The sequence below is a fragment of the Variovorax sp. VaC1 genome, from assembly GCF_043658315.1.
GTDB lineage: Bacteria > Pseudomonadota > Gammaproteobacteria > Burkholderiales > Burkholderiaceae_C > Variovorax.
Genome location: NZ_JBIGLT010000002.1, coordinates 460,301 through 486,372 on the forward strand (window position 1 = coordinate 460,301; position 26,072 = coordinate 486,372).

A 26,072-nucleotide genomic window follows, 5' to 3' on the forward strand; every position below is an offset into this window, starting at 1 on the left:
ATCCGTCGAGACGCCCAGCAAAAAGCCCGGTCGATGACCGGGCTTTTTGCTGTCTACAGCGAGGACGGGGCGATCAGCTCTTCACATCGAGCTGGTTGTCCACCGAGGTCACGCCCTGCACGCCCTTGGCGATCTCTTCGGCGCGCGCCTTGGCGGCGGCCGATGGTGCGGGGCCCTTCAGGCTCACGGCGCCGCCCTTGGTGTCGACGTCGATCTTGAGTGCGCTCAGGTCCGGGTCCTTTGCCAGGCCCGCGGTCACGGAGGCGGTGATGGCGGCATCGTCGACCGTGGCGCTCACGGCCGCGCCCGCGTTCCTGGCGGCTTCCTTTGCGTTGGCCATGCCTTCCTTCACATCGGCGGTGACGCCGGAGGTATCGGCCTTGGCCTTGGCGTCCTTGAGCGCCTGCTCCGTCTTGGCGGCGGCGGTGTCGGCGGCCTGCTCGGTCTTGGCGACCGCGCTGTCGAGCTTTTCACCGGCGGTGCGGTTGTCCGACTTGTCGCAGGCAGCCAGCGTCAGCGCGGCGCCGGCCACGAGCACGGCGAGCCATGCGCGCGAATGCGGCATGGCGATGTAGGGGTTTGATTTGTTCACAGGGTCCTCCGTCGCTCACGAAATACGGGAAATGGAAAAGAGGCCGCGCGCACCGGGCGCGCGACCCCGTTCGGTCAGAGGTCAGAGCTTGTCGGCGCCCGACTTGATCGCGTCCTTGGCCTTTTCCTTGACGTCGCCGTAGGTCTTCTGCACCTTGCCGGCCGCCTGGTCCGCCAGGCCCTCGCCTTCGAGCTTTTCATTGCCGACGACCTTGCCGGCGACTTCCTTCAGCTTGCCCTTGGCCTCTTCGACGCGGCCTGCCACTTGGTCCTTGTTCATCTCGATTCCTTCCTGCTTGGGGGGGGTAAAACACGTGGGCCGGTATGACCCACTGCTTTCAATCTAGGTGCAGGCCGGTTGCCGCGAATGCCGCCGGAAGCCCGAAGCGGTGTAGGACAAGAAGGCTCAAGCCGTGACGATCCATCCTTCAAGCGGATCGAAGCCGGCGGGCAGACCATGACCGGGCCCGGGGCTTTCGGCGCGCTGGAAGCCCCAGGCGGCCTGCACGAGGCACAGCACGGCATCGATGTCGTCGCCTCGCGCGTCGGCCAGCAGCTCGGCGCGCTGGCTTGCGGTAACGCCGAGCCGCAGGCCGAGACGGGTGGTGCCGGCCTCGAGGGCCGCCAGCAGATCGCTGCGTGCCACGAGGCGCTCCGGCGTCTGCCTGGCAAAGTCGTCGCTCTTGTAGCTGCGCCGCCCGATCAATTCGCGCGCCAGCAGGCCCGGATAGGCTTCCAGAGCCACGCGGCGACGAGCGTGATGGCCGCGACGACCGTCATCGTGCAGGCCCGGAATGCGCGCACCGGCCGCCAGCAGGCGCGGCACGCCGGCATGGAGCATGTAGGCCACCGGCGGGTTGACCCACTTCATCGACGGACTGGAGCCGGCGGGCAGGTCGGTCGCACGGTGCGCAAACTTGCCGCCGACCGGGCGCGCAGCGCAGAACGCGGCGAAGGTGTCGCGAATCTCGGCGCGACTCAGGCTGGCGTAGTGGGTGATCAGCGCATGCCACGTCGTAGGCCAGCGCAGGTACTCGACCAGCTCGCGCGGCAGGCCGAACGGAAAGTCGAAGCCACCGACCCAATCGGGCGTGGCCCGCAGCCATTCGCCCCATGCGTCGAGCGTTGCAAAACGCTGGAGGCCCGTCAGCACGACACGGTGCGGGTCGGCCAGATCGCCGGTCGCCACCACGATGGGCTTGCGCGCCGTGGGCGCGCTCGAAAAGTCGCACCCGAAAAGCATGGCCTCAGCCCAGCGCGAGCGCCACCACGCCCGCGGCGATGAACAGCGCACCCAACAGGCGCAGCAGCCGGTCGCCCTCGCGCAGCAGATGGCCGCCGATCAGCGCGGCGAACAGCATCGACACCTCGCGCGCCGGCGCCACGTGCGAGATCGGCGCCTGTTGCACCGCATAGAGCACAAGCACATAAGACACGGGGCTGATCGCCGCCACCAGCAGCGCGTACTTCCATTGCTCGCGCCACATGCGCGCGGTGGTCGCGCGGTCTTGCAACGCCGCAGGCAACAGCAGCACGAGCCGCACGAAGTTGCCCATGTAGTCGAGCAGGATCGGCGACATCGCCAGGAACTTCACCGCGTAGCTGTCTGCCACCGTGTAGGCCGCGATGAAGGCACCGGTCAGCACGCCATAGCGAATGCCCTTCTGCACCCGCTCGCGCTGGGCCGGGTCATGGTTCTTGTGAAACAGGCGCGGGCCACCGGCCACAAGGAACACGCCGAGCACCACGCCAAAGATGCCTGCCACCCCGACGAGGCTGATCTTCTCGCCCAGGAACAGGATCGCGACCAGCGACGACAGTAGCGGCCCCGAACCCCGTGCCAGCGGGTAGACCACGGTGAGGTCGGACTTGCGGTAGCCGCGCAGCAGGACCACGTAGTAGAAGACGTGCAGCACGCCGCTCAGCGTGATGAAGCCCCACTCTTTCAGGCCCCAGGTCGGCACGACGCTCCAGCCCAGCGCGATGCCCACCGGCGCCCACACGACAGCCATGAACACGCCGCTCTGGAACGCGAAGCGTGCATCGCCATTCGCCTTCTTGGCGGCGATGTTCCAGCTGGCATGAATGACCCCGGCAAGCAGGATCAGCGCAAAGGCGGAAAGCGGCACCCCGACGAAAACAGGACTAGTGGCGGCCGACGATCGCGGCGGTGGCCATCAGCTCTTCGAGCAGCGCCAGCGAAACCTTGCCGGAGACCTTGTAGGGGTCCAGCTCAGGCTTCTCGGAATACTTCAGCAACGTCGAGGCGTTGAGCTTCGAGAGGTTGACCTGCCCCATCGTCCAGCCGCCAAAACGGCGCTCGGAGATTTCTTCGTAGTGCAGCAGCACCACGTCTTTATGGCGCGCATCGCGCTGGATGTGGCCGTAGAGATCGCTGATGGCGTCGCGCCCGCCTTCGATGGCCTGCAGGAAGGTGCCGGCACCGTAGCAGAGGATGCCGGTGATGCCGCAGGCCGGGTTGTGCGTGCGCGATTTCGTGAGGATCGCCTCGATGGCCGCGGGGCTGGTGTCGACGGCGCGGCTGGCGTAGAGAAGTCGGACCAGCATGGCTTTAGCTCTTTCTTGGCAGGAGAGACAGGAATTCGCGACGCAGGCTCGGGTCTTTGAGGAACACGCCGCGCATGACGGAGTTGATCATCTTGCTGTCCATTTCCTTCACGCCCCGCCAGGCCATGCAGAAATGCTCGGCTTCCATGACGAGCGCAAGGCCGTCGGGCTGGGTCTTTTCCTGGATCAGGTCGGCCAGCTGCACCACGGCCTCTTCCTGGATCTGCGGACGGCCCATCACCCATTCGGCCAGGCGCGCGTACTTCGACAGGCCGATCACGTTGGTGTGCTCGTTGGGCATCACGCCGATCCAGAGCTTGCCGATGATCGGGCAGAAGTGGTGCGAGCAGGCGCTGCGCACGGTGATCGGGCCGACGATCATCAGCTCGTTCAGGTGCTCGGCATTGGGGAATTCAGTAAGCGAGGGCGGTGCCACGTAGCGGCCGCGAAACACCTCGTTCAGGTACATCTTGGCGACGCGGCGGGCGGTGTTGCCGGTGTTGTGGTCGTTCTCGACGTCGATGACGAGGCTGTCGAGCACGCCCTTCATCTTGACCTCGACCTCGTCGAGCAGCGCCTCCAGCTCGCCGGGCTCGATGAACTCGGCGATGTTGTCGTTGGCATTGAAGCGCTTGTGCGCCGCATTCAGGCGCTCGCGGATCTTCACGGAGACGGGCGTGCCCTCGTCATCGTTTTTTCGATCGGGGAGCGGTTCGACGTCGGTTTTCCTCAGCATCCGCGCATCGTATCAGTGATCTTTTTTGCCCGTCCGCCCAAGGGAACACCGCGGAACCGGCTTCGCCGGGCCGCAGGTGTTGCCCCCGGTAGGGGGTTGGAGAAGCGACACGCAGTGCGCGAAGCCTGGGGGCGAGCTTAGACCAGGGAGAAATCCGCCACCAGCGGCAGGTGGTCAGACATGCGGGCCCAGATCGGGCCGCGCGGCACCGCACAGGCCAGCGGCTCCAGCTTGCGCCCGTAGACGAAGTCGAGCTGCGCCACCGGCAGGCGCGAGGGGTAGGTGAGCGTGCGCGGGCCGCGCAGGTCGCTGGTGTCGCGCAGGCCCATGGCGTTCATGGCGTAGCGCATGCGCGCGCCCCAGTCGTTGAAATCGCCCGCCACCACCACGGCCTCGTCGGGCGGCACCTCACGGTCGATGAACTCGCGCAGGCGGGCGATCTGCCGCACGCGGCTGCCCTTGATGAGGCCCAGGTGCACCACGATGGCATGCACCGGCAGCCCCTCGACCTCGATCACCGCATGCAGCAGCCCGCGCTGCTCGAAACGATGGTCTGAAATGTCCTGGTGGCTCGTGCGGATCACCGGCCAGCGCGTGAGCAGCGCATTGCCATGCTCCCCGTGGCGGGTGACGGCATTGGTCTCGTAGACGGCGGTGTAGCCCTCGGGCGCCAGGAAATCGGCCTGCGGCAACTCGGGCCAGCGCGCGAAACGGGCGGCGGCCTGGCGGTTCATCTTGCGCACTTCCTGCAGGCAGACGATGTCGGCGTCGAGCTGCTCGATGGCGTGGCCGAGGTTATGGATTTCGAGCCGCCGCGCGGGCCCGATGCCTTGCACACCCTTGTGGATGTTGTAGGTCGCGACCCGGAGGTTGTGTGCTGCCGGCTGGTTCATCGCGCAAATTCTGGCAGCAACAGAATGGCTTCGGCGTTCGACGGGGAAAAGCAGGCGTCGGCCGCTTCGCGGTACGGCAGCCACTGCCAGTCGGTGTGCTCGCGCGGATCGAGCGTGGGCTCGAGCCGTTCAGGCACGCACAGGCCGAACAGGTGCTCGGTGTTGTGCGTGACGCCCGGCGCGTAGCGGACACGCCAGCGCGGGTAGATCTCGTAGATGTTGCTCAGCTGCCAGTCGACCAGTTGCGACGCGAGCGCACTGCCCTCGCCGCACTGGATGCCGGTTTCTTCAGCCACCTCGCGCGCCGCCGTGAGCGCGAAGGGTTCGTCGGCGGTGTCCCTGCTGCCGGTGACCGACTGCCAGAACCCGGCGGCGTCGGCGCGCCGGATCAGCAGCACGTCGAGCGCCGGCGTGTGGATTACGACAAGCACCGACTCCGGGATCTTCCAGGGCCGGGCGCCTGTCGTCATGACGGCATCAGGCGGCAGCTTGAGGCGTGTTGCGCAGCTTGATGTGCAGTTCGCGCAGCTGCTTCTCGTCGACCGGGCTCGGCGCCTGCGTCAGCAGGTCTTGCGCGCGCTGGGTCTTGGGGAAGGCGATCACGTCGCGGATCGACTCGGCGCCGGTCATGAGCATGACGAGGCGGTCCAGGCCGATGGCGATGCCGCCGTGCGGCGGTGCACCGTACTGCAGCGCGTCCAGCAAAAAGCCGAACTTGAGCTGTGCGTCTTCGGCGCTGATCTTCAGCGCGCGGAACACCTTGCTCTGCACTTCCTCGCGGTGGATACGCACCGAGCCGCCACCCATCTCGATGCCGTTGAGCACCATGTCGTAGGCCTTGGCGATGCACTTCTCGGGCGCGGTGTCCATGAGGTCTTCATGGCCGTCCTTCGGTGCGGTGAACGGGTGGTGCACGGCGCTCCAGCGCTGGCCTTCCTCGTCGAACTCGAACATCGGGAAGTCGACCACCCACAGCGGCGCCCAGCGGTCGTCGAACAGGCCGCTCTTCTTGCCGAAGGGGCTGTGGCCGATCTTGATGCGCAGCGCGCCGATGGCGTCGTTGACGATCTTTTCCTTGTCGGCGCCGAAGAACAGGATGTCGCCGTTGCGGGCACCCGTGCGGGCGATGATCTCGGCCAACGTGTTGTCGTCCAGGTTCTTGACGATCGGGCTTTGCAGGCCTTCGCGGCCGGCAGCGGCGTCGTTGACCTTGATGTAGGCCAGGCCCTTGGCACCGTAGATCTTGACGAACTCTTGATAAGCGTCGATTTCGCCGCGCGACAGGCCGCCTTCGGCACCGCCGCCAGGCACGCGCAGCGCCACGACGCGGCCGCCGACCATGGTGGCGGCGTTCGAGAACACCTTGAACTCGACGCGCTTCATCAGCTCGGTCAGTTCGGTGAATTCAAGCTTCACGCGCAGGTCGGGCTTGTCGGAGCCGTACTTGAACATGGCGTCGCCGTACGTCATCGTCGGGAACACCGGTAGGTCGATGCCCGCGGCGTTACGGAAGACGTTGCGGATCATGCCTTCGAACATCTCGCGGATTTCTTCTTCGGCGAGGAACGAGGTCTCGATGTCGATCTGCGTGAATTCAGGCTGGCGGTCGGCGCGCAAGTCTTCGTCGCGGAAGCACTTCACGATCTGGTAGTAGCGGTCGTAGCCGGCCACCATCAGCAGCTGCTTGAAGAGCTGGGGCGACTGCGGCAGCGCGAAGAAGCTGCCGTCGTGCACGCGGCTGGGCACGAGGTAGTCGCGCGCGCCTTCGGGCGTGGACTTGCCCAGCATCGGCGTCTCGATGTCGATGAAACCATTGGCATCGAGGAACTTGCGCGTCTCCATCGTCACCTTGTAGCGCAGCATCATGTTGCGCTGCATGGCCGGGCGGCGCAGATCGAGCACGCGGTGCGTGAGGCGGGTGGTTTCCGACAGGTTGTCGTCGTCCAGTAGGAACGGGGGTGTGACCGAGGGGTTCAGCACCTTCAGTTCGTGGCACAGCACTTCGATCTTGCCGCTCTTGAGGCTGTCGTTGGTCGTGCCTTCGGGGCGCGCGCGCACCAGGCCCGTGATCTGCACGCAGAACTCGTTGCGCAGGTTTTCGGCCACGCCGAAGGTGGAGGCGCGATCGGGGTCGCACACCACCTGCACATAACCTTCGCGGTCACGCACGTCGATGAAGATCACGCCGCCGTGGTCGCGGCGACGGTTGACCCAGCCGCAGAGGGTAACGGTCTGGCCCAACAGGGCTTCGGTCACAAGACCGCAATAGTGAGTACGCATGGCCATAGGGATCAATTCCGGCGCCGTTCGGGCGCGTTCGTTTTTATGAGTTGGATGGCTTGGTTGCCACCGTGGTGGGGCCGCCCGGAACGACCACCCCCATCGAGACGATGTACTTGAGCGCTTCGTCCACGCTCATCTTCAGTTCGATGCAGTCGCTGCGCTTGAGCATCACGAAGTAGCCGCCCGTGGGATTGGGCGTGGTCGGCACGTAGACACTGAGGAACTCTTCGCCACCGAGGTGTTCCGCGACTTCATTGCCGGGCGCGCCGGTCACGAAGGCGATGGTCCAGACGTTTTCGCGTGGCCATTGGATCAGCACCGCGGTGCGGAAGGCATTGCCGTTCTCGGAGAACAGCGTGTCCGACACCTGCTTGACGCTGGAGTAGATCGAGCGCACGACGGGAATGCGCCGCACCACCGCATCGCCCCAGCCGAGCAGGCGCTTGCCGACGAAATTGCTGGCGGTGGCGCCCACCACCAGCAGGATGGCCAGCGTGAGCAGCACGCCCAGGCCGCGCACCCGGTGGTCGCTGAGCCAGACCTGCCACTGCTCGGGCAGCAGCCACAGCGTCTGGTCGAGCGTACCGATGATCCAGTTCAGCACGCCGAGCGTGATGACCAGCGGCACGATGACCAGCAAGCCGGACAGCAACCATTTGCGCAGGGCGAGCATGGCGGTCGATCAGTCGCCGCTCTTGGCGGCAGCGGCCGGCGCGGGAGCCGGTGCCGCGGGCGCCGGAGCGGGGCTCGGCGCGGCGGCGGAAGAAGAAGAGGAAGACTCGGCGGACTTGGCGCCGTCGCTCGCAACGGGTGCCGTGGCGGTCTCGGCCTTCTTGCCGCCGCCTTCACGGAAGTCGGTCACGTACCAGCCCGAGCCCTTGAGCTGGAAGCCGGCGGCCGTGACCTGTTTTTCGAACGCGCTCGCGCCACACGCCGGACACACCGTCAGGGGCGCATCGGACATCTTTTGCAAGGCGTCTTTGGCAAAGCCGCAGGCGCTGCACTTGTAGGCGTAGATGGGCATGGAGATTGGGATCAAAAAAGCGGCGCAGCTGCCGCTCGCAAAGCCCTCGATTATAGGCGCGAGAGGCCCTAGCCTGCGCCCAGAGCCGCCTGCCCCTCCCTGTACCGGCGCCGCTCCCGCGCGGCGATCAGGTAGCTGGAGGCCACCACGAAGATCGCCGCCAGCACGATCACCACCGTGGCCAGGGCATTGACCGTCGGGTCGAGCCCCAGCCGGGCGCGCGAGAAGATGACGAGCGGCAGGGTGGTCGAACCGGGCCCCGACAGGAAGGCCGACATCACCACGTCGTCGAGCGAAAGCGTGAAGCTCAGCAGCCAGGCCGCCAGCAAAGACTCCGCGATCATCGGCAGCGTCACCAAAAAGAACACCTGCAGCGGACGGGCGCCCAGGTCTTGCGCCGCCTCTTCGTACTGCGGGTTGAGGTCGCGCAGGCGGGCGCCGATCACCACCGTGGCATAGGCCATGCCGACCAGCATGTGCCCGAGCCAGATGGTTGTGAGCCCTCGCTCCGGGAAGCCGAACACGCGCTGGGCCGACACCAGCATCAGCAGCAGCGACAGCCCGACGATGACTTCGGGCATCACCAATGGCGCGTTGACCATGCCTGCAAAGGCCGTGCGCCCCCGGAACCGGGGAAAGCGCTCCAGCGCGAAGGCGGCCAGGGTTCCCAGCAGGACGGCGCCTGTGGCGGTGCCCGCCGCGATGCGCAGCGACACGAACAGGCCCTCGCGGATCTCGTCGTCGCCGACCAGCTTGTGGTACCAGCGCAGGCTGAAACCGGCCCAGACGTTGGGCACCGGCGAATCGGTGAAGCTGAAGACGATCAGCGCGACGATCGGCAGGTAAAGGAACGCAAAGCCCAGCAACAGCCAGATCCGGCTGGTCCAGCGGGCGGCAGGCGTGGCGATCATGCGGCCTCCCCTTTCGACCTGGCCTTGGCTTTTGCCTGGCTGCTGTTGAGCAGCGCCAGCGGCACGATGATGAGCAGCACCATCACCACGGCCACGCTGGAGGCCATCGGCCAGTCGTTGTTGGAGAAGAACTCGTCCCACAGCACGCGGCCGATCATCAGCGTCTGCGGGCCGCCCAGCAGTTCGGGAATGACGTACTCGCCCACGCAGGGAATGAAGACCAGCATGGCGCCCGCGACGATGCCGCTGCGCGACAGCGGCACGGTGACGCGCCAGAAGGCCTGCCAGGCCGTCGCGCCGAGATCCTGCGCCGCCTCGAGCAGCCGCAGGTCCATCTTGGAAAGCGTGGCGTACAGCGGCAACACCATGAACGGCAGGTAGGTGTAGACCATGCCCAGCACCAGCGAGAACGGGCTGTACATGAACTGCCCGGCCGAGGGAATGAGGCCCAGCGGCAGCAGCACCCGGTCGACATGCAGGTACGCCAGCGCCTGCCCGACCCAGCCGGTCTGCGCATCGAGCAAGCCCTTCCAGGCGTAGACGCGCAGCAGGAAGCTGGTCCAGAACGGCAGCATCACGCCCATCAGCAGCAGCGGTTGCAGGCTCGCCCTGGCGCGGGCCATGAAGTAGGCAAACGGGTAGCCGATGCACAGGCAGATCAGCGTCGTGACCGCCGCGTAGATCAGCGAGTAGCCGTAGGTCGCGAAGTACAGGTCGTCCTGGAACAGCGTGATGTAGTTCTGCAGCTTCAGCGTGAGCGTCAGCTGCTGGTCGGCCCAGCCGATCAGGTCGCTGATCTTCGCGCCGTCCATCTCCGAGAAGCTGATGCGCAGGACGATCAGGAAAGGCAGCAGGAAGAAGACCAGCAGCCACAGGTAGGGCACGCCGATCACGAGCTGCCGGCCCTGCAGGCGACGGGGCCGGTTCTGGCCGGCGGTGGCGGAAGCCACGGGCGCCCCCTTGCTCACTGCGTCAGCACGACCTGCGAGGTCGGCAGCCAATGGGCCCAGACGGCATCGCCCTGCTCGGGCAAGCCGTCGCGGTGGCGGGTCTCGTTCTCGACGTTGACCTTCAGCACGCCACCGCTTGCCAGCCGCAGGTGGTAGACGGTGTAGAGGCCGAAATAGGACGAGGCCTCGACGGTGCCCCGCACCTTGTTGTGCGTGCCCTCGGGTTCATCGGGACTCAGGTGGATCTTCTCGGGCCGCACCGCCACCGTGACGGTCTGCCCTTCGTAGCCGGTGATCCCATGGCCGACGCGGTGCAGCACGTCAGCGCACTGGATGTCGACGTGGTCTGCCTCGTCCGCCACCACGCTGCCCTCCATGAGGTTGACGTTGCCGATGAAGTCGGCAACGAAGCGCGTGGCCGGGGTTTCGTACACGTCGGCCGGCGCACCGACCTGCAGGAAGCGGCCTTCGCTCATGACCGCGATGCGCGAGGCCATGGTCATGGCCTCTTCCTGGTCGTGCGTGACCATCACGCAGGTCACGCCGACCTGCCGGATGATGTTGACCAGCTCGATCTGCGTGGCTTCGCGCAGCTTCTTGTCGAGCGCACCCAGCGGCTCGTCGAGCAGCAGCAGCTTGGGTCGCTTGGCCAGGCTGCGCGCCAGCGCCACGCGCTGCTGCTGCCCGCCCGAGAGCTGGTGCGGCTTGCGCTTGGCGAAAGTGGTGAGCTGCACCAGGCGCAGCATCTCGTCGACGCGGGCGGCGATCTCGGCCTTGGGCAGCTTGTCGCGGCGCAGGCCGAAGGCGATGTTGTCCCAGACCGTGAGATGCGGAAACAGCGCGTACGACTGGAACATCATGTTCACCGGCCGCTTGTACGGCGGCAGGCCCGCGAGGTCGTTGCCGTCGAGCACCACGCGCCCCGACGAAGGCAGCTCGAAGCCCGCCAGCATGCGCAGCAAGGTGCTCTTGCCGCAGCCCGACGAACCGAGCAAGGCGAAGATCTCGCCGCGCGCCACGTCCAGGCTGACTTCGTTGACGGCGCGAAAGTCACCGAAATCCTTGGTGACGGCCTCGATGCGCAGGAAGGCGCCTGCCTCGTTGGGAACACTCATAGCGACTCTGTCGGTGCGGTCAGCGATTGGCCTTGAAGTTGGTGAAGGTGCGCGTGATCAGCCGCAGCGTGGCCTGGTCGGGCGTGTCCGGCGAAATCATTCCGGCGAGCGCGGCCTCGGGCGGGAACACCGCCTTGTCCTTGGCCAGCGCCGGGTTGACGAACTTCATCGCCGCCTTGTTGGGGTTGGCATAGAACACCTTGTTGGTGAGCGATGCATGCACCTCGGGCCGCAGGATGTAGTTGATCCACTTGTAGGCGTTCTCCGGGTGCTTGGCATCCTTGGGAATGGCCATGGTGTCGAAGAACAGAAGGCCGCCGCTCTTGGGCACCAGTGCCTCGAGGTTCTGCGGATTCTTCGCCTTGGCCGACTTGTCCTTGGCAATCATGATGTCGCCCGACCAGCCGATCACCGCGCAGAGCTGGCCCTTGGCCATCTGGTCGATGTAGTCGGAGCCCGAGCCGGAAAAGCGCGTCACGCTGGGCCGCACGGCCTTGAGCATGTCGCCCGCGGCCTTGTAGTCGGCCGGGTCCTTGCTGCGCGGGTCCTTGCCGATGTACTTCAGCGCGATCGGCAGGATCTCGGAAGCCGTATCGAGGAAAGAGATGCCGCAGCCCTTGAGCTTGGAGGCGTACTCGGGCTTGAAGACCAGGTCCCAGGCGTTGTCGGGCATGGGCATGCTGCCCAGCGCGGCCTTGACCTTGTCGGCGTTGATGCCCACCGTGGTGTAGCCCCAGAGCCAGTCGACGATGTAGTCGTTGCCCGGGTCCATCTTGGCCAACTGGGCCTGGATCGCCGGATCGAGGTTGGCGAGGTTCGGGATCTTCGACTTGTCCAGCTTCTGCAGCAGGCCGGCCTGGATCTGCATCTTGGCGAAGTGCGAGCCGGGCACGACGATGTCGTAGCCGCTCATGCCCGCGACCAGCTTGGCGTGCAGCGCCTCGTTGCTGTCGAACAGGTCGTAGCGGACCTTGATGCCCGTTTCTTTCTCGAAGTTCGCGACGGTGTCGGCGGCGATGTAGTCGCCCCAGTTGTAGATGTTGAGGACCTTCTCTTCCTCGGCACGGACAGCGGTCGTGCCCAGCACGGCGGCGGCAACGGCAAGCGCACCGAGAACCCGGCCGGGACGCAGCGACATCGATTTCATGGGACTTATCCTCCGGAAAAAATGGGGCGCAAGGGGTTGGCTGGCAGTCAGAAGAGGCGCACGCGCACCAGCAACTGCATGGCGAGCAACCCCAATACAAAACCTATGCCACCGTAGACGATGGCCTGCAGCAGCCGGTTGGTGCGTTTTTGCTCGGCCAGCAGTTCGAGCAATTCGCGGCGGTTGTCCGCGGGGCGATTTTCAAGGAAATCGTGCAACAGGCGCGGCAATTGCGGCAGCAGCTTGGCGTAGCGCGGCGCCTCGGCCTTGAGCTGCTGGAACAGCTTCTTGGGACCGATCTGGTCGACCATCCACTTCTCGAGGAAGGGCTTGGCCGTGGCCCAGAGATCGAGCTCGGGGTCGATGTTGCGGCCCAGGCCCTCGATGTTGAGCAGGGTCTTCTGCAGCAACACCAGCTGCGGCTGGATCTCGACGTGGAAACGGCGCGAGGTCTGGAAGAGGCGCATCAGCACCATGCCGAGCGAAATTTCCTTCAGCGGCCGGTCGAAGTACGGCTCGCAGACGGTGCGGATCGCGGCCTCCAGCTCGTCGATGCGCGTGCCCACGGGCACCCAGCCGCTTTCGAGGTGCAGCTCTGCCACGCGCTTGTAGTCGCGCCGGAAGAAGGCCACGAAGTTCTGCGCGAGGTACTCCTTGTCCGACTCGGTCAGCGTGCCGATGATGCCGAAGTCCAGCGAGATGTAGCGCCCGAAGGTCTCGGGCTCCAGGCTCACCTGGATGTTGCCGGGGTGCATGTCGGCGTGGAAGAAGCCGTCGCGGAACACCTGCGTGAAGAAGATCGTGACGCCGTCGCGCGCCAGCTTGGGAATGTCGACGCCGGCGGCACGCAGGCGGTCCATCTGCGCGATGGGCACGCCGTTCATGCGCTCCATCACGATGACTTCGGGGTGGCAGAAGTCCCAGAACATCTCGGGAATGAGCACCAGGTCGAGCGACGCCATGTTTCGGCGCAGTTGCGCCGCGTTGGCCGCCTCGCGCACGAGGTCGAGTTCGTCGTGCAGGTACTTGTCGAACTCGCCGACCACCTCGCGCGGCTTCAGGCGCTTGCCGTCGGCCGACAGGTTCTCGAGCCAGCCGGCCATCATGGCCATCAGTGCCAGGTCTTTCTCGATCACGCCGCGCATGTTGGGCCGCAGCACCTTGACCGCGACGTCGCGCAACTCGCCCTGGTTGGTGCGGATGGTGGCGAAGTGCACCTGCGCAATCGATGCGCTGGCAATCGGGGTTTCGTCGAACTGCACGAAGACGTCGCCCACCGGACGGCGGAATGCACGTTCGATGGTCGCAATGGCCACCGACGACGGGAACGGCGGCACGCGGTCCTGCAGGAAGGCAAGCTCGTCGGCGATGTCGGGCGGCAGCAGGTCGCGCCGGGTCGACAGCACCTGGCCGAACTTCACGAAGATGGGGCCGAGCCGTTCGAGGGCTTCGCGCAGCCGCTGGCCGCGTGGTGCATCGAGGTTGCGCCCGAACGAGACGACGCGCGTGACCACGCGCAGCCAGGGCTTCTGGAAGCTCGAGAGCACCAGCTCGTCGAGGCCGTAGCGCAGCGCGACCCAGACGATGAACAGGCCGCGGTAGAAGCGCCTCATTCGGCGTTGCCCGCCGAACCGCCGGCGCGCGCCGTACGGTCGCCGACAAACTGCCGCAGCGCGCCCACGACGCGCCGCACGCCGTTGCCGATGGTGTGCGCGGGCACATCGCCGATCAGGCGCGCAAGGTCGTCCTCGACATCCCAGCGCACGTGATCGACCAGCCAGTTGACCTCGGCGGCCAATTGCACGTCGCCGACGATCTGCACGGAAGGCTTGTCGCCGCGCAGCGTGGCGCGGGCCAGGTCGAAGGGGGATTCGTCGGTCACGGTCAGGGTGAGTTCGGGGACCGAACCTTCAGGGGCCAGGTCGAGCAGGCCGGCTGGCGTGGCCACCAGCTCCATCGTCACGAAGCGCCACTGAAAGCGAACCACCCGCCCCTGCTGGCGCAGCAGCCGCTGCTGGGCCTCGGGCTCCTGCTGCAGCACGTGGTTCAGGAACAGGACCGCGCGGTGCTGGATCTCGTGGACCGCCCAGCCCGGAGGCTGGAGACGTTCGCCGATGCGATTGAAAAGGTCGCCGAGAAAAGAAAAAGGGGACGATGGTGTAGCCATGGTCCCCATTATCCCGTCACTGTCGCGGCCCTGTGACGGCCGCGCTTCAGCTTTTTGTTTACTGCAGAGCCTGCACGCCGGCCACCAGCCAGCCGCTGTTGCCGCTGGTCGGCTTGGTCATGTTCCAGACTTCGCGGAACGGACCCGGGCCTGCCGAGGCGTCTTCGCGGATCATGCCGGAGAACTCCACGCTGGCCATGTACGCATCGGGCAGCTCTTCGATGCCGAGCAGCTTGGCGTCGAGCATCACGACTTCGGTCTTGTTCGAGGCACCACCCGTGTGGCTGGCGCGATCGGCCAGTTGCGTGCGGATCTCGTCGACCATGCTGTCGGTCATCATCGAACGCAGCGTCGACACATCGGCGCGGTCCCATGCATCTTGCAGCGTCACGAAGTTGCGCTTGGCGGCGCCGAGGAAGCCTTCCACGTCGAAGCCGGCGGGCGTGCCCCAGGCTTGCGAGCCTGCCAGAGCCGAACCGATCATGCTGCCACCGGCCGCAGCGCCTGCCGCGGAGAGGCTGCTGCCATGACGATCCGCATCCGTTGCGGGCGTGCTGTCGAAGGCCGTGGCATTGCGTTCCCACGGACGGGCCGATGCGTCGTTGCCCACGTTGGCCGGGCTGTACTGCACGGGTGCGGTGGCGTTGCTCGGGCTGCCGCCTGCGCCCTGGAACGCGAAGCCGCCCTGGCGATTGGCGCCCGAAGCTTGCTGCGAGCGTGCCTTGATCATGCGCCACACCACCACACCGGCCAACACGAGCAGGCCGATCAGCAGGATGTTGCCGAAGCCGGCGCCGAGGCCGAGCGAATGCGCGAGCCATGCGAGGCCCAGGCCTGCGGCGAGGCCGCCGAGCATGGCACCCCATGGGCGCTTCGGTGCGGCAGCCGCGGCCGGCGTTGCGGGCTTGGCTGCTGCGGCATTGGTGGCGTTCTGTTGCGCGGGTGCGCCGGGCGCTGCCGGCGGCGTGGCCTGGCGTTGCGTCACGTTGGACGACTGGCGCCCCATGGACTTGCCACCGCCCATGCGAGCGGCTTCAGCCTGGACACTGCCCAGCACCATTGCAGCCGCCAAAAACAAAGTACCCAAACTCTTCATGTCGTCTCCTCTTGAGCGAAAGATTCGCCTCATCAACACTTGATTCCAACATGGAGGGCAGCCACGCCACCCGTCATGTTGTGATAGTCCACATGTCCGAAACCGCCCTCTTTCATGAGGGTCTTGAGCTCCTCTTGCGCGGGATGCATCCGGATCGATTCGGCGAGATAGCGGTAGCTCGCATCGTCACCGGCCACGAGCTTGCCAAGGCGCGGCAGCACGTTGAAGGAGTACCAGTCGTAGGCCTTGGCCAGCGGCTTCGCGACCTTCGAGAACTCGAGCACCAGCAACTTGCCGCGCGGCTTGAGCACGCGGTTCATTTCCTTGAGCGCGATGTCCTTGTGCGTCATGTTGCGCAGGCCGAAGGCCACCGTGACCACGTCGAAGTGGTTGTCGGGAAAGGGCAGCTTCTCGGCGTCGCAGACCATGGTGGGCAGCGACACGCCGGCGTCGAGCAGACGGTCGCGGCCGGTGCGCAGCATGGCTTCGTTGATGTCGGTGTGAACCACCTCGCCGGTGGCGCCGACCTTCTTGGCGAAGGCCATGGCCAGGTCGCCGGTGCCGCCCGCGATGTCGAGCACGCGCGAGCCTTCGCCCACGTTCGCCACCATCACGGTGTAGGCCTTCCAGGCGCGATGCAGGCCGACCGACATCAGGTCGTTCATGACGTCGTAGCGCGAGGCTACCGAGTCGAAGACGCCGCGAACGCGTTTCGCCTTCTCGCTTTCGTCGACCTTCTCGAAGCCGAAGTGTGTGGTGCTCATGCAACCGATGTTAGGCCGGAAGCACGCACATCAAGCTGACGACCCCGCACGCACGGCGGACATTTGTTGCTTTTTTATTCAAACACGGGCGTGCCGAAACGCGCGCCCTTCCTGCCTGTAGGGCTATCTTTTCAATAGCACGGCGACCCGAAGGCGGACCTCAGTGGCTGCTGCAGGCGTGGCCGCTCTTGTCGATCATCGGCGTGTCGCGATCGACACCCGCCGCGGCAAGGCGCCGCTCGTATTCGGCCCACAACTCGGCCTGCTTCGCACCGAGTTCGTAGAGCAGGTCCCACGAGTAGATGCCGGTGTTGTGCCCATCGCTGAAGGTCGGCTGCACCGCGTAGTTGCCGACCGGCTCCAGGTTGGCCAGCTCGACTTCGCGCTTGCCGGTCTGCAGGATCTCCTGCCCCGGGCCATGGCCCTGCACTTCGGCGGACGGCGAATAGATGCGCATCAGCTCGAAGGGAATGCGGAAGGTCGCGCCATCGGAAAAACCGACTTCGAGCACGCGCGACTGGCCGTGCACGGTGATCGATTGCGGCGTCGGTGCGCCCGGTTTCAAACCTGCCATCAGAAGCTCCTCGTGACCAGACGCTCGATCATCGCAGCCTCGATGGCCGGCAGGCGCGCGGCCACCTGCGCCTGCTGCGCCGCATTCACTTCGCGCTGCACCGGCGCCCAGATCGAGCCGGGGAAATGGCTGTCGTCCGCAAAGCGCGCGATCACGTGCCAGTGCAGGTGCGGCACCATGTTGCCGAGCGCGGCCAGGTTGATCTTGGCGGGCTTCAGGTGCTCGCGCAGGCATTGCTCGACCACCGTCACGGCCTCCATGCACAGCACGCGGTCGGACGCTTCGAGATCGGAAAACTCCGCCGCATGCGAGCGCCAGACCACGCGATAGAACGCCGGGAACCCGGCCTCTTCCGCATGGATGACGCGCAGCTTCGCGCCCTCGAACACGACACGGCCACCCGCGCCTTCGCACAAGGGGCAGCCCTGCACCTTCATACCAGCACCCGTTCGATGCCACCCTGATTGGCAGCGGCCACGTATTGCGGCATCCAGTCGTTGCCGAGAATCTTGTTGGCCATCTCGACCACGATGTAGTCGGCTTCGAGCAGGCCGTTGTTCAGGTCGTTGCCGTAGCGCGAGAGGCCTTGCAGGCAGCTCGGGCAGCTGGTGAGGATCTTCACGTTGTCGGTCGCGCCGACGTTGCCGCTCTCGCGCAATGCGGCCTCGCCCTTCTTCAACTCTTCTTCCTTGCGGAAGCGGATCTGCGTCGAGATGTCCGGCCGCGACACACCGAGCGTGCCCGATTCGCCGCAGCAGCGGTCGTTCTTGAGCACGTTGTCGCCGACCAGTGCCTTCACCGTCTTCATCGGGTCCTGCTGCTTCATCGGCGAATGGCAGGGGTCGTGGTACAGGTAGCCACCACCGCCCGCGTCGGCCAGCGTGATGCCCTTTTCGAGCAGGTACTCGTGGATGTCGATGATCCGGCAGCCCGGGAAGATCTTGTCGAACTGGTAGCCCTGCAGCTGGTCGTAGCAGGTGCCGCAGCTCACCACCACGGTCTTGATGTCGAGGTAGTTGAGCGTGTTCGCGACGCGGTGGAAGAGCACACGGTTGTCCGTGATCATCTTCTCGGCCTTGTCGAACTGGCCGCTGCCGCGCTGCGGATAGCCGCAGCACAGATACCCCGGCGGCAGCACCGTCTGCACGCCCGCATGCCAGAGCATCGCCTGCGTGGCCAAGCCCACTTGCGAGAACAGCCGCTCCGATCCGCACCCCGGGAAGTAGAAGACCGCCTCGGTTTCGGACGTGGTCGACTTCGGGTTGCGGATGATCGGCACGTAGTCGGCATCCTCGATGTCGAGCAGCGCGCGTGCCGTCTTCTTCGGCAGGTTGCCCGGCATCTTCTTGTTGATGAAGTGGATCACCTGCTCCTTGATCGGCGCAGGCCCCAGCGTGGCCGGCGGCGCGCCGGTCTGCTTCTTCGCAAGGCCGCGCAGCAGGTCGTTGGCCAGGCGCTGCGCCTTGAAGCCGACACCCACCATGCCCGCGCGCACCGTCTTGATGGTCTGCGGGTTGGTCGCGTTGAGGAAGAACATCGCGGCCGCGTTGCCGGGACGGAAGCTCTTCTGCCCCATTTTGCGCAACAGGTTGCGCATGTTCATCGACACGTCGCCGAAGTCGATCTTCACCGGGCACGGCGTCAGGCACTTGTGGCACACGGTGCAGTGGTCGGCCACATCCTCGAACTCTTCCCAGTGCTTGATGCTGATGCCGCGCCGCGTCTGCTCTTCGTAGAGGAAGGCCTCCACCAGCAGCGAGGTCGCAAGGATCTTGTTGCGCGGGCTGTACAGCAGGTTGGCGCGCGGCACGTGCGTGGCGCACACCGGCTTGCACTTGCCGCAGCGCAGGCAGTCCTTCACGCTGTCGGCAATGGCGCCGATGTCGCTCTGCTGCATGATCAGCGACTCGTGCCCCATGAGGCCGAAGCTCGGCGTGTAGGCGTTGGTCAGGTCGGCATGCAGCGCGACGGCTTCGCCCGCGGGCGCACGCAGCAGCTTGCCCTTGTTGAAGCGGCCTTCGGGGTCGACCCGCTTCTTGTAGTCGGTGAAGGGCTTCAGTTCTTCATCGCTCAGGAACTCGAGCTTGGTGATGCCGATGCCATGCTCGCCCGAGATCACGCCGTCGAGGCTGCGCGCCAGCGCCATGATGCGCACCACCGCGGCATGCGCGGTCTGCAGCATGTCGTAGTTGTCGCTGTTCACGGGAATGTTGGTGTGCACGTTGCCGTCGCCCGCGTGCATGTGCAGCGCGACCCACACGCGGCCCTTGAGCACGCGCTTGTGGATGGCCGTGCACTCGGCCAGGATCGGCGCGAACTCGGCACCCGGAAAGATGTCCTGCAGCGGCTGGCGCAACTGCGCCTTCCAGCTGGCGCGCAGGCTGTGGTCCTGCAGCTGCGGGAACAGCGCATCGACGTTCTGCAGCCAGCCGGCCCACAGCGCGCGCGTCTCCTGCACCAGCGCCACGGCCTGTGCCACGCGGTCTTCGAGCAGCTCGGCCGCCGGGATCTCGTGCGCGTCGTCGGTCTTGCCCAGCGGCAGGTTGCCGCGCGTGAGGAAGGTTTCGAGCTCGTCGGTCAGCGCGAGCTTGTTCTGCAGCGACAGCTCGATGTTGATGCGCTCGATGCCGTCGCTGTACTCGGCCATGCGCGGCAGCGGGATCACCACGTCTTCATTGATCTTGAAGGCGTTGGTGTGCTTGCTGATGGCCGCCGTGCGCTTGCGGTCGAGCCAGAATTTCTTGCGCGCCTCGGGGCTGATGGCGATGAAGCCCTCGCCGCTGCGCGAGTTGGCGATACGCACCACTTCCGAGGTGACACGGGCCACCGCATCGGCGTCGTCGCCCGCGATGTCGCCGAACAGCACCATCTTCGGCAGGCCGCCGTGCTTCTTCGACTTGGTGGCGTAGCCCACGGCCTTCAGATAGCGGTCGTCCAGGTGTTCGAGGCCAGCCAGCAGCACGCCCGAACGCTTCTGCTCGGCGAACATGAAGTCCTTGATCTCGACGATGCTGGGCACCGCGTCCTTCGCGTTGCCGAAGAACTCGAGGCACACCGTGCGCGTGTGGGCGGGCATGCGGTGCACGACCCAGCGGCAGCTGGTGATGAGGCCGTCGCAGCCTTCTTTCTGGATGCCCGGCAGGCCCGAGAGGAACTTGTCGGTCACGTCCTTGCCGAGGCCTTCCTTGCGGAAGGTCTTGCCGGGGATGTCGAGGTGCTCGGTGCGCAGCTTCGTCTTGCCATCAGCCGCGTAGTACTGCAGCTCGAACACGGCGCGCTCGGCGTCGTGGATCTTGCCGAGGTTGTGGCCGATGCGGGTCACTTCGAGCCACTCGGCCTGCGGCGTGACCATGCGCCACGAGGCGAGGTTGTCGAGCGCGGTGCCCCACAGCACGGCCTTCTTGCCGCCGGCGTTCATCGCCACGTTGCCGCCGACGCACGAGGCCTCAGCCGAGGTCGGATCGACCGCGAACACGAAGCCCGCGCGCTCGGCCGCATCGGCCACGCGCTGCGTGACCACGCCGGCTTCGGTCCAGATGGTCGGCACGGGCTGCTCGAGGCCGGGTAGCGGAACGTGCTCGACCTCCGTCATCGCCTCGAGCTTCTCGGTGTTGATGACGACACTGTTCCAGGTGAGCGGAATCGCGCCGCCGGTGTAGCCGGTGCCGCCGCCGCGCGGAATGATGGTCAGGCCGAGTTCGATGCAGCCCTTCACCAGCAGCGCCATCTCGGTCTCGGTGTCGGGGCACAGCACGACGAAGGGGTACTCGACGCGCCAGTCGGTCGCGTCGGTCACATGAGACACGCGCGAGAGGCCGTCGAACTTGATGTTGTCCTTGGCCGTGAGCCGGCGCAGCACGCGCGTGGCCTTGCGGCGCAGGGCGGCGACGTCGCGGAACATGGTGTCGAAGGTGGACACCGCGTTGCCCACGAGGTGCGTCAGCTCGCCCACGAGCTGGTCGCGCGGCAGGTCGCTGTCGGGGGTGCGGCGCTTCTGGACTTCGGTCAGGCGATGCTTGAGCGCATCGACCAGTTGGCCCCGGCGGCGCGGGTTGTCGAGCAGGTCGTCGACAAGATAGGGGTTGCGCTGCACGACCCAGATGTCGCCCAGCACCTCGTAGAGCATGCGCGCCGATCGGCCGGTGCGGCGCTCGGCACGCAGTGTCTGCAGCAGGTCCCAGCCGCGTTCGCCCAGCAGGCGAATCACGATCTCTCGATCGGAGAAGCTGGTGTAGTTGTACGGGATCTCGCGCAGTCGGACAGGCTCTGCGGCCTGTGCCAACAGCGTGTTCAACGCGGTCGGAGCATTCATCGGGTGGGGCCCTTGGCCAGGCGCTGCGCGCCCATGTAGCCGGGGGGGTGGATTTTAGGGCAGGGCTTGGGGGCTTTGCCTGTGGGCTTGTGGTTGCCCTTGTGCTATGGCGACCGCGCGGAGCGGATGCCGGGCGCGTGTCGTGGCTTTGATGCCGGCGCCTTTACCCCAACTCTCTCCCGGAGGGCGAGGGAGTCATATGGAGGCCGGCGCCCATCGCCAAGCCCCGCGAAAAAACCCGGAACCTTAGAACAGCACGCGGCTGCGGATCGTCCCGTTCACCTTCGCCAGCTTCTCCAGCGCCAGGTCCGACGAGGCCGCGTCGATGTCCATCACCACATAGCCGACCTTCTCGTTGGTCTGCAGGAACTGCGAGGAGATGTTGATGTTGTTGTCCGAAAAGATCTTGTTGATCTCGGACAGCACGCCCGGCACGTTCCGGTGGATGTGCAGCAGCCGGTGCTTGCCGGGGTGCGCGGGCAGCGCCACCTCGGGGAAATTGACCGACGAAGTCGAGGTTCCGTTGTCGCTGTACTTGACCAGCTTCTCGGCCACTTCCAACCCGATGTTGGCCTGCGCCTCCATCGTCGAGCCACCGATGTGCGGGGTCAGGATCACGTTGTCCAGCCCTCGCAGCGGCGACTGGAACTCGTCCTTGTTGCTGCGCGGCTCCACCGGGAACACGTCGATGGCGGCGCCCAGCAGCTTCTTTTCTTTCAATGCGCCAGCCAGCGCCTCGATCTCGACCACGGTGCCGCGCGAGGCATTGATGAGGATCGCGCCCGGCTTCATGGCGGCGAACTCGGCCTCGCCGATCATCCATTGCGTGGCCTGCGTCTCGGGCACGTGCAGCGTCACGATGTCGCTCTGCGCCAGCAGCTGGTGCAGCTCACGCACCTGGCGCGCGTTGCCCAGCGGCAGCTTGGTGACCACGTCGAAGAAGGCGACGTGCATGCCCAGCGCTTCGGCCAGCACCGACAGCTGCGCGCCGATCGAGCCGTAGCCCACGATGCCCAGCGTCTTGCCGCGAATTTCGAAGGCGTTCTCGGCCGACTTGAGCCAGCCGCCGCGATGCGCCACCGCGCTCTTCTCGGGCACGCCGCGCAGCAGCAGGATGGCTTCGGCCAGCACCAGTTCGGCCACCGAACGGGTGTTGGAGAAAGGTGCGTTGAACACCGCCACGCCATGCTCGCGGGCAGCTTCGAGGTCGACCTGGTTCGTGCCGATGCAGAAGCATCCGGCCGCCACCAGCTTGTGCGCGGCCGCGAAGACTTCGGCCGTCAGCTGGGTCCGCGAACGGATGCCCACGAAATGCACGTCGGCGATCTTGGCCTTGAGTTCGGCGTCGGGCAGGGCACCCGGCAGCGACTCGATGTTGGTGTAGCCGGCGGCGCGCAGCACCTCCACGGCCGAAGGGTGGATGCCCTCGAGCAAAAGGAACTTGATCCTGCTTTTGTCGAGGGAGGTTTTGCTGCTCATGAGGTACTCAAGGAAGCCCCGGCCATGGCGACAAGCTAGGCCAAAAAAGGGAGGGCGATGCTAGCATGGTGCAGCGCACCATGAGGGTGCCCCGACCGATGGCGCCACGCCGTCCAAGGGGGTTTACCCGGGTTTCATGCGCTGTGGACTCCGTGAGACAAAGCCGCAAAACCGTCACGTATGTAACCTAACATCATCGGTTTACTTTTTCTCTACAGGAGTCCTATGCGCTTCAAGACGCTTGCCATCGCTTCCGCGCTGGCCACCCTGCTGGCCGCGCCAGCCCTTGCCCAGGCCCAGACCGAAATTCAGTGGTGGCATTCGATGGACGGCGCACTGAACGACTGGGTCAACGACCTCGCCAAGCAGTTCAACGAGAGCCAGAAGGAATACAAGGTCGTGCCGACCTTCAAGGGCGAATACGACCAGTCGATGGCCGCCGGCATCGCCGCCTTCCGCTCTGGCAATGCGCCCGACATCCTGCAGGTCTTCGAAGTGGGCACGGCCACCATGATGTATTCCAAGGGCGCCATCAAGCCCGTGGCCGAAGTCATGAAGGAAGGCGGCCAGAAGTTCGACCCCAAGGCGTACATCCCCGCTGTGGCCGGCTACTACACGGCCCCCAACGGCCAGATGCTGTCGTTCCCGTTCAACAGCTCGACGACGGTTTTCTACTACAACAAGGACGCCTTCAAGGCCGCCGGCCTGGACCCCGAAAAGGCTCCCGCCACCTGGCCTGAAGTCGTGGCCGCCGCCGCCAAGCTCAAGGCCGCCGGCAACCAGTGCCCGTTCACCACCTCGTGGATGAGCTGGGCCCAGCTCGAGAGCTTCTCGACCTGGCACAACACCTCGTACGCCACCAAGGGCAACGGCTTCGGCGGCCTCGACGCGCGCCTGGAGTTCAACTCGCCGCTGCACGTTCGCCACTTCGAGAACCTGGCCAACATGTCCAAGCAAGGCCTCTTCGTCTACAAGGGCCGCGCCAGCAAGCCGATCACCTCGTTCACCTCGGGTGAATGCGCGATGTTCATCGGCTCGTCGGGCAGCTACGCCAGCGTGAAGCGCGACGCCAAGTTCAAGTTCGCCGAATCGGCGCTGCCCTACTACCCGGACGTGCAGGGCGCACCGCAGAACACCATCGTCGGTGGTGCCAGCCTGTGGGTGATGTCGGGCAAGCCGGCCGCCAACTACAAGGGCGTGGCCGCGTTCTTCACCTTCCTGTCGAGCCCCAAGGTCCAGTCCGAAAGCCACATGCGCACCGGCTACCTGCCGATCACGACCGCGGCCTATGAGCTGACCCAGCAGTCGGGCTTCTACAAGGAGAACCCGGGTACCGACGTGGCCGTGAACCAGATGATCAAGAAGACGACCGACAAGTCGCGTGGCGTGCGCCTGGGCAACATGCCCCAGATCCGCGCCATCGAGGACGAAGAAACCGAACTGATCTGGACCGGCAAGAAGACCCCGAAAGAAGCCCTGGACAGCGCTGTCAAGCGCGGAAACGAACTTTTGGTGAAATTCCAGGCCGCAAACAAGTAAGCTCTGCACCCGGCGAATCGGCGCGAACGAATGTTCGTTTCGGTTCGTTTTATCCTCTACAAGCCAGCCTGCTCCCCCGTGCAGTGCTGGCTGTTTGCTTATTAGTGTGTCTGTGACCTGAGCTGCTCCTCATGGAAAAACGCGTTCTCTTTCGCTCGAATTGGTTGCCCTGGGCCTTGCTCGCCCCGCAGCTGATCGTCGTCGCCGTCTTCTTCTTCTGGCCCGCCGGCCAGGCGCTGGTGCAGTCGCTGCAGCAGCAGGATGCCTTCGGCAACTCGGTCACCTGGGTCGGCTTCGACAACTTCGTGGCGCTGTGGAACGACAGCACCTACATGGCCTCGGTCCAGACCACGCTGGTCTTCTCGACGCTGGTCACGGTGCTGGGCCTGGGCATTGCGCTGGTGCTGGCCGTCTTCGCCGACCGCGTGGTGCGCGGCTCGCGCTTCTATCGCAGCGTGCTGATCCTGCCGTATGCGGTGGCGCCGGTGGTCACCGGCCTCCTGTGGTCGTTCATGTTCTCGTCGTCGGTCGGCATCGTCACCTACTGGCTCAGGAAAATGGGCTTCAGCTGGAACCACCTGCTCAACGGCAACGACGCCATGGCGCTGGTCGTGATGGCGGCGGTGTGGAAGCAGATCTCCTACAACTTCCTGTTCTTCCTCGCGGGCCTGCAGTCGATCCCGAAGTCGCTGATCGAGGCCGCCGCCATCGACGGCGCGCGCCCGATGCGCCGCTTCTGGACCATCCAGTTCCCGCTGCTCACGCCCACCACCTTCTTCCTGCTGGTGATCAACATGGTGTACGCCTTCTTCGACACCTTCGCGATCATCGACGCCACCACGCAGGGCGGCCCCGGCAAGGACACCGCGACGCTGGTCTACCGTGTGTACTTCGACGGCTTCCGCGGCATGGACTTCGGCGGCGCGGCCGCGCAGTCGGTGGTGCTGATGGTCATCGTTATCGGACTGACCGTGCTGCAGTTCCGCTACGTCGAGAAAAAGGTGCAGTACTGATGGCCACCCCGATGCAACAACGCCACGCCTGCGTTTCTCTTCGCGCCACGGAGGCCCGCCATGGTTGAGCGCCGCCCTTCCCTCGGCATCCTCGCGCACGCGATCATGATCTTCGGCGTGCTGCTGGTGGTCTTCCCGATCTACCTGGCCTTCGTCGCCTCGACGCACACGCCGCAGGAAATCATGCAGGTGCCGATGCCCATCGTGCCCGGCAACTACTTCTGGGAAACCTACAAGACGGCCCTGGTCGGCGGCAGCGGCGCCAGCGCCAACGTGTCGGTGGCCCGCATGATCTGGGTCAGCTCGGTCATCACCTTCGTCATCACCTTCGGCAAGATCAGCATCTCGCTGCTGTCGGCCTTCGCGGTGGTGTACTTCCGCTTCCCGCTGCGCAGCCTGTGCTTCTGGCTGATCTTCATCACGCTGATGCTGCCGGTCGAAGTGCGCATCGGCCCGACCTACCAGGTGGTGGCCAGCCTGGGCATGATCAACACCTTTGCCGGGCTCTCGGTGCCGCTGATCGCCTCGGCCACGGCCACCTTCCTGTTCCGCCAGTTCTTCCTGACAGTGCCCGACGAGCTGGTCGAAGCCGCGCGCGTCGACGGCGCGGGCGCCATGCGCTTCTTCAAGGACATCCTGCTGCCGCTGTCGAAGACCAGCATCGCGGCGCTGTTCGTGATCCAGTTCATCTACGGATGGAACCAGTACCTCTGGCCGCTGATCGCCGCGACCAGCGAGAACATGTACCCGATCGTGGTCGGCATCAAGGCCATGATCGGCAACGGCGAATCGCCGACCGACTGGAACGTGGTGATGGCCACCGCCGTGCTGGCCATGCTGCCGCCCGCCGTGGTGGTGGTCCTCATGCAGAAATGGTTCGTCAAGGGCCTGGTCGATACCGACAAATAAA

Annotated in this window: 26 protein-coding genes; 3 read left to right on the forward strand and 23 right to left on the reverse strand. The window is 65.6% G+C overall.

Features of this window, described 5'->3' with window-relative positions:
- Nucleotides 1-73 precede the first annotated feature (73 nt).
- The 23 genes from ACGLHS_RS09170 to serA all read right to left on the reverse strand — a co-directional run bounded on the left by ACGLHS_RS09170 (nucleotide 74) and on the right by serA (nucleotide 22,610).
- On the reverse strand, nucleotides 74-565 hold the full coding sequence (locus ACGLHS_RS09170) for a BON domain-containing protein (protein ID WP_394479881.1): 492 nt from the start codon (nucleotides 563-565) through the stop codon (nucleotides 74-76).
- Nucleotides 566-673: 108 nt separating this feature from the next.
- Nucleotides 674-871, reverse strand: coding sequence for a CsbD family protein (locus tag ACGLHS_RS09175; RefSeq protein WP_394478934.1), 198 nt, complete (start codon nucleotides 869-871; stop codon nucleotides 674-676).
- 126 nt (nucleotides 872-997) lie between these two features.
- On the reverse strand, nucleotides 998-1,834 hold the full coding sequence (locus ACGLHS_RS09180; RefSeq protein WP_394478936.1) for a DUF429 domain-containing protein: 837 nt from the start codon (nucleotides 1,832-1,834) through the stop codon (nucleotides 998-1,000).
- 4 nt (nucleotides 1,835-1,838) lie between these two features.
- Nucleotides 1,839-2,720 carry an EamA family transporter gene (locus ACGLHS_RS09185; protein ID WP_394478938.1) on the reverse strand — a complete coding sequence of 294 codons (882 nt, stop codon included), beginning with the start codon at nucleotides 2,718-2,720 and terminating at the stop codon, nucleotides 1,839-1,841.
- A gap of 16 nt (nucleotides 2,721-2,736) precedes the next feature.
- Nucleotides 2,737-3,159 carry a BLUF domain-containing protein gene (locus tag ACGLHS_RS09190; RefSeq protein ID WP_042579580.1) on the reverse strand — a complete coding sequence of 141 codons (423 nt, stop codon included), beginning with the start codon at nucleotides 3,157-3,159 and terminating at the stop codon, nucleotides 2,737-2,739.
- A gap of 4 nt (nucleotides 3,160-3,163) precedes the next feature.
- Nucleotides 3,164-3,895 carry a GTP cyclohydrolase I gene (gene folE, locus ACGLHS_RS09195; RefSeq protein ID WP_093238083.1) on the reverse strand — a complete coding sequence of 244 codons (732 nt, stop codon included), beginning with the start codon at nucleotides 3,893-3,895 and terminating at the stop codon, nucleotides 3,164-3,166.
- Nucleotides 3,896-4,032: 137 nt separating this feature from the next.
- Complete coding sequence (locus tag ACGLHS_RS09200) at nucleotides 4,033-4,788, reverse strand: endonuclease/exonuclease/phosphatase family protein (protein WP_093238081.1); 756 nt, start codon at nucleotides 4,786-4,788, stop codon at nucleotides 4,033-4,035.
- Nucleotides 4,785-5,258, reverse strand: coding sequence for a dihydroneopterin triphosphate diphosphatase (gene nudB / locus ACGLHS_RS09205; RefSeq protein WP_394478945.1), 474 nt, complete (start codon nucleotides 5,256-5,258; stop codon nucleotides 4,785-4,787). The genes ACGLHS_RS09200 and nudB overlap by 4 nt, the downstream gene beginning before the upstream one ends.
- Nucleotides 5,259-5,265: 7 nt before the next feature.
- Nucleotides 5,266-7,074: an aspartate--tRNA ligase gene (gene aspS / locus ACGLHS_RS09210; RefSeq protein ID WP_093238078.1), complete on the reverse strand. Its 1,809-nt coding sequence runs from the start codon at nucleotides 7,072-7,074 to the stop codon at nucleotides 5,266-5,268.
- Between the two features lie 37 nt (nucleotides 7,075-7,111).
- Nucleotides 7,112-7,744 (reverse strand): DUF502 domain-containing protein, encoded by a 633-nt coding sequence (locus tag ACGLHS_RS09215; RefSeq protein WP_093238077.1) that lies wholly within the window; start codon nucleotides 7,742-7,744, stop codon nucleotides 7,112-7,114.
- 9 nt (nucleotides 7,745-7,753) lie between these two features.
- Entirely contained in the window at nucleotides 7,754-8,095 is a 342-nt protein-coding gene (locus ACGLHS_RS09220) for an FmdB family zinc ribbon protein (protein ID WP_394478949.1), read from the reverse strand.
- Nucleotides 8,096-8,163: 68 nt separating this feature from the next.
- Nucleotides 8,164-9,006, reverse strand: coding sequence for an ABC transporter permease (locus ACGLHS_RS09225; RefSeq protein WP_093238074.1), 843 nt, complete (start codon nucleotides 9,004-9,006; stop codon nucleotides 8,164-8,166).
- The gene (locus ACGLHS_RS09230) at nucleotides 9,003-9,956 is read right to left on the reverse strand and encodes an ABC transporter permease (RefSeq protein ID WP_394478952.1); all 954 of its coding nucleotides are present in this window, start codon (nucleotides 9,954-9,956) and stop codon (nucleotides 9,003-9,005) included. Before ACGLHS_RS09230 ends, ACGLHS_RS09225 begins: the two co-directional genes overlap by 4 nt.
- Nucleotides 9,957-9,970: 14 nt before the next feature.
- Nucleotides 9,971-11,071 carry an ABC transporter ATP-binding protein gene (locus ACGLHS_RS09235; protein ID WP_394478954.1) on the reverse strand — a complete coding sequence of 367 codons (1,101 nt, stop codon included), beginning with the start codon at nucleotides 11,069-11,071 and terminating at the stop codon, nucleotides 9,971-9,973.
- 19 nt (nucleotides 11,072-11,090) lie between these two features.
- Complete coding sequence (locus ACGLHS_RS09240) at nucleotides 11,091-12,218, reverse strand: polyamine ABC transporter substrate-binding protein (protein ID WP_394478956.1); 1,128 nt, start codon at nucleotides 12,216-12,218, stop codon at nucleotides 11,091-11,093.
- A 47-nt stretch (nucleotides 12,219-12,265) separates the two neighbouring features.
- Nucleotides 12,266-13,831 carry a ubiquinone biosynthesis regulatory protein kinase UbiB gene (gene ubiB, locus ACGLHS_RS09245; protein WP_394478965.1) on the reverse strand — a complete coding sequence of 522 codons (1,566 nt, stop codon included), beginning with the start codon at nucleotides 13,829-13,831 and terminating at the stop codon, nucleotides 12,266-12,268.
- The gene (locus ACGLHS_RS09250; protein WP_394478967.1) at nucleotides 13,828-14,385 is read right to left on the reverse strand and encodes an SCP2 domain-containing protein; all 558 of its coding nucleotides are present in this window, start codon (nucleotides 14,383-14,385) and stop codon (nucleotides 13,828-13,830) included. The genes ubiB and ACGLHS_RS09250 overlap by 4 nt, the downstream gene beginning before the upstream one ends.
- A 58-nt stretch (nucleotides 14,386-14,443) precedes the next feature.
- Nucleotides 14,444-15,481 carry a Tim44 domain-containing protein gene (locus ACGLHS_RS09255; protein ID WP_093238067.1) on the reverse strand — a complete coding sequence of 346 codons (1,038 nt, stop codon included), beginning with the start codon at nucleotides 15,479-15,481 and terminating at the stop codon, nucleotides 14,444-14,446.
- 32 nt (nucleotides 15,482-15,513) lie between these two features.
- On the reverse strand, nucleotides 15,514-16,245 hold the full coding sequence (ubiE, locus tag ACGLHS_RS09260) for a bifunctional demethylmenaquinone methyltransferase/2-methoxy-6-polyprenyl-1,4-benzoquinol methylase UbiE (RefSeq protein ID WP_394478970.1): 732 nt from the start codon (nucleotides 16,243-16,245) through the stop codon (nucleotides 15,514-15,516).
- A gap of 160 nt (nucleotides 16,246-16,405) precedes the next feature.
- The gene (locus ACGLHS_RS09265; RefSeq protein ID WP_093238064.1) at nucleotides 16,406-16,819 is read right to left on the reverse strand and encodes a gamma-butyrobetaine hydroxylase-like domain-containing protein; all 414 of its coding nucleotides are present in this window, start codon (nucleotides 16,817-16,819) and stop codon (nucleotides 16,406-16,408) included.
- The gene (locus ACGLHS_RS09270; protein WP_394478973.1) at nucleotides 16,819-17,256 is read right to left on the reverse strand and encodes an HIT family protein; all 438 of its coding nucleotides are present in this window, start codon (nucleotides 17,254-17,256) and stop codon (nucleotides 16,819-16,821) included. Before ACGLHS_RS09270 ends, ACGLHS_RS09265 begins: the two co-directional genes overlap by 1 nt.
- On the reverse strand, nucleotides 17,253-21,131 hold the full coding sequence (locus tag ACGLHS_RS09275) for a DUF3683 domain-containing protein (RefSeq protein WP_394478975.1): 3,879 nt from the start codon (nucleotides 21,129-21,131) through the stop codon (nucleotides 17,253-17,255). The genes ACGLHS_RS09270 and ACGLHS_RS09275 overlap by 4 nt, the downstream gene beginning before the upstream one ends.
- A gap of 246 nt (nucleotides 21,132-21,377) precedes the next feature.
- Nucleotides 21,378-22,610 (reverse strand): phosphoglycerate dehydrogenase, encoded by a 1,233-nt coding sequence (serA, locus tag ACGLHS_RS09280; RefSeq protein WP_394478978.1) that lies wholly within the window; start codon nucleotides 22,608-22,610, stop codon nucleotides 21,378-21,380.
- Between the two features lie 225 nt (nucleotides 22,611-22,835).
- Here serA and ugpB point away from each other — a divergent pair, with 225 nt between their 5' ends.
- From ugpB to ugpE, 3 genes are all read left to right on the forward strand, one after another.
- Nucleotides 22,836-24,149, forward strand: coding sequence for a sn-glycerol-3-phosphate ABC transporter substrate-binding protein UgpB (ugpB, locus tag ACGLHS_RS09285; protein ID WP_093238058.1), 1,314 nt, complete (start codon nucleotides 22,836-22,838; stop codon nucleotides 24,147-24,149).
- Between the two features lie 131 nt (nucleotides 24,150-24,280).
- Nucleotides 24,281-25,162 carry a sn-glycerol-3-phosphate ABC transporter permease UgpA gene (gene ugpA / locus ACGLHS_RS09290; RefSeq protein ID WP_093238056.1) on the forward strand — a complete coding sequence of 294 codons (882 nt, stop codon included), beginning with the start codon at nucleotides 24,281-24,283 and terminating at the stop codon, nucleotides 25,160-25,162.
- Between the two features lie 60 nt (nucleotides 25,163-25,222).
- The gene (gene ugpE / locus ACGLHS_RS09295; RefSeq protein ID WP_093238055.1) at nucleotides 25,223-26,071 is read left to right on the forward strand and encodes a sn-glycerol-3-phosphate ABC transporter permease UgpE; all 849 of its coding nucleotides are present in this window, start codon (nucleotides 25,223-25,225) and stop codon (nucleotides 26,069-26,071) included.
- The last annotated feature ends 1 nt before the right edge of the window (nucleotide 26,072 follow it).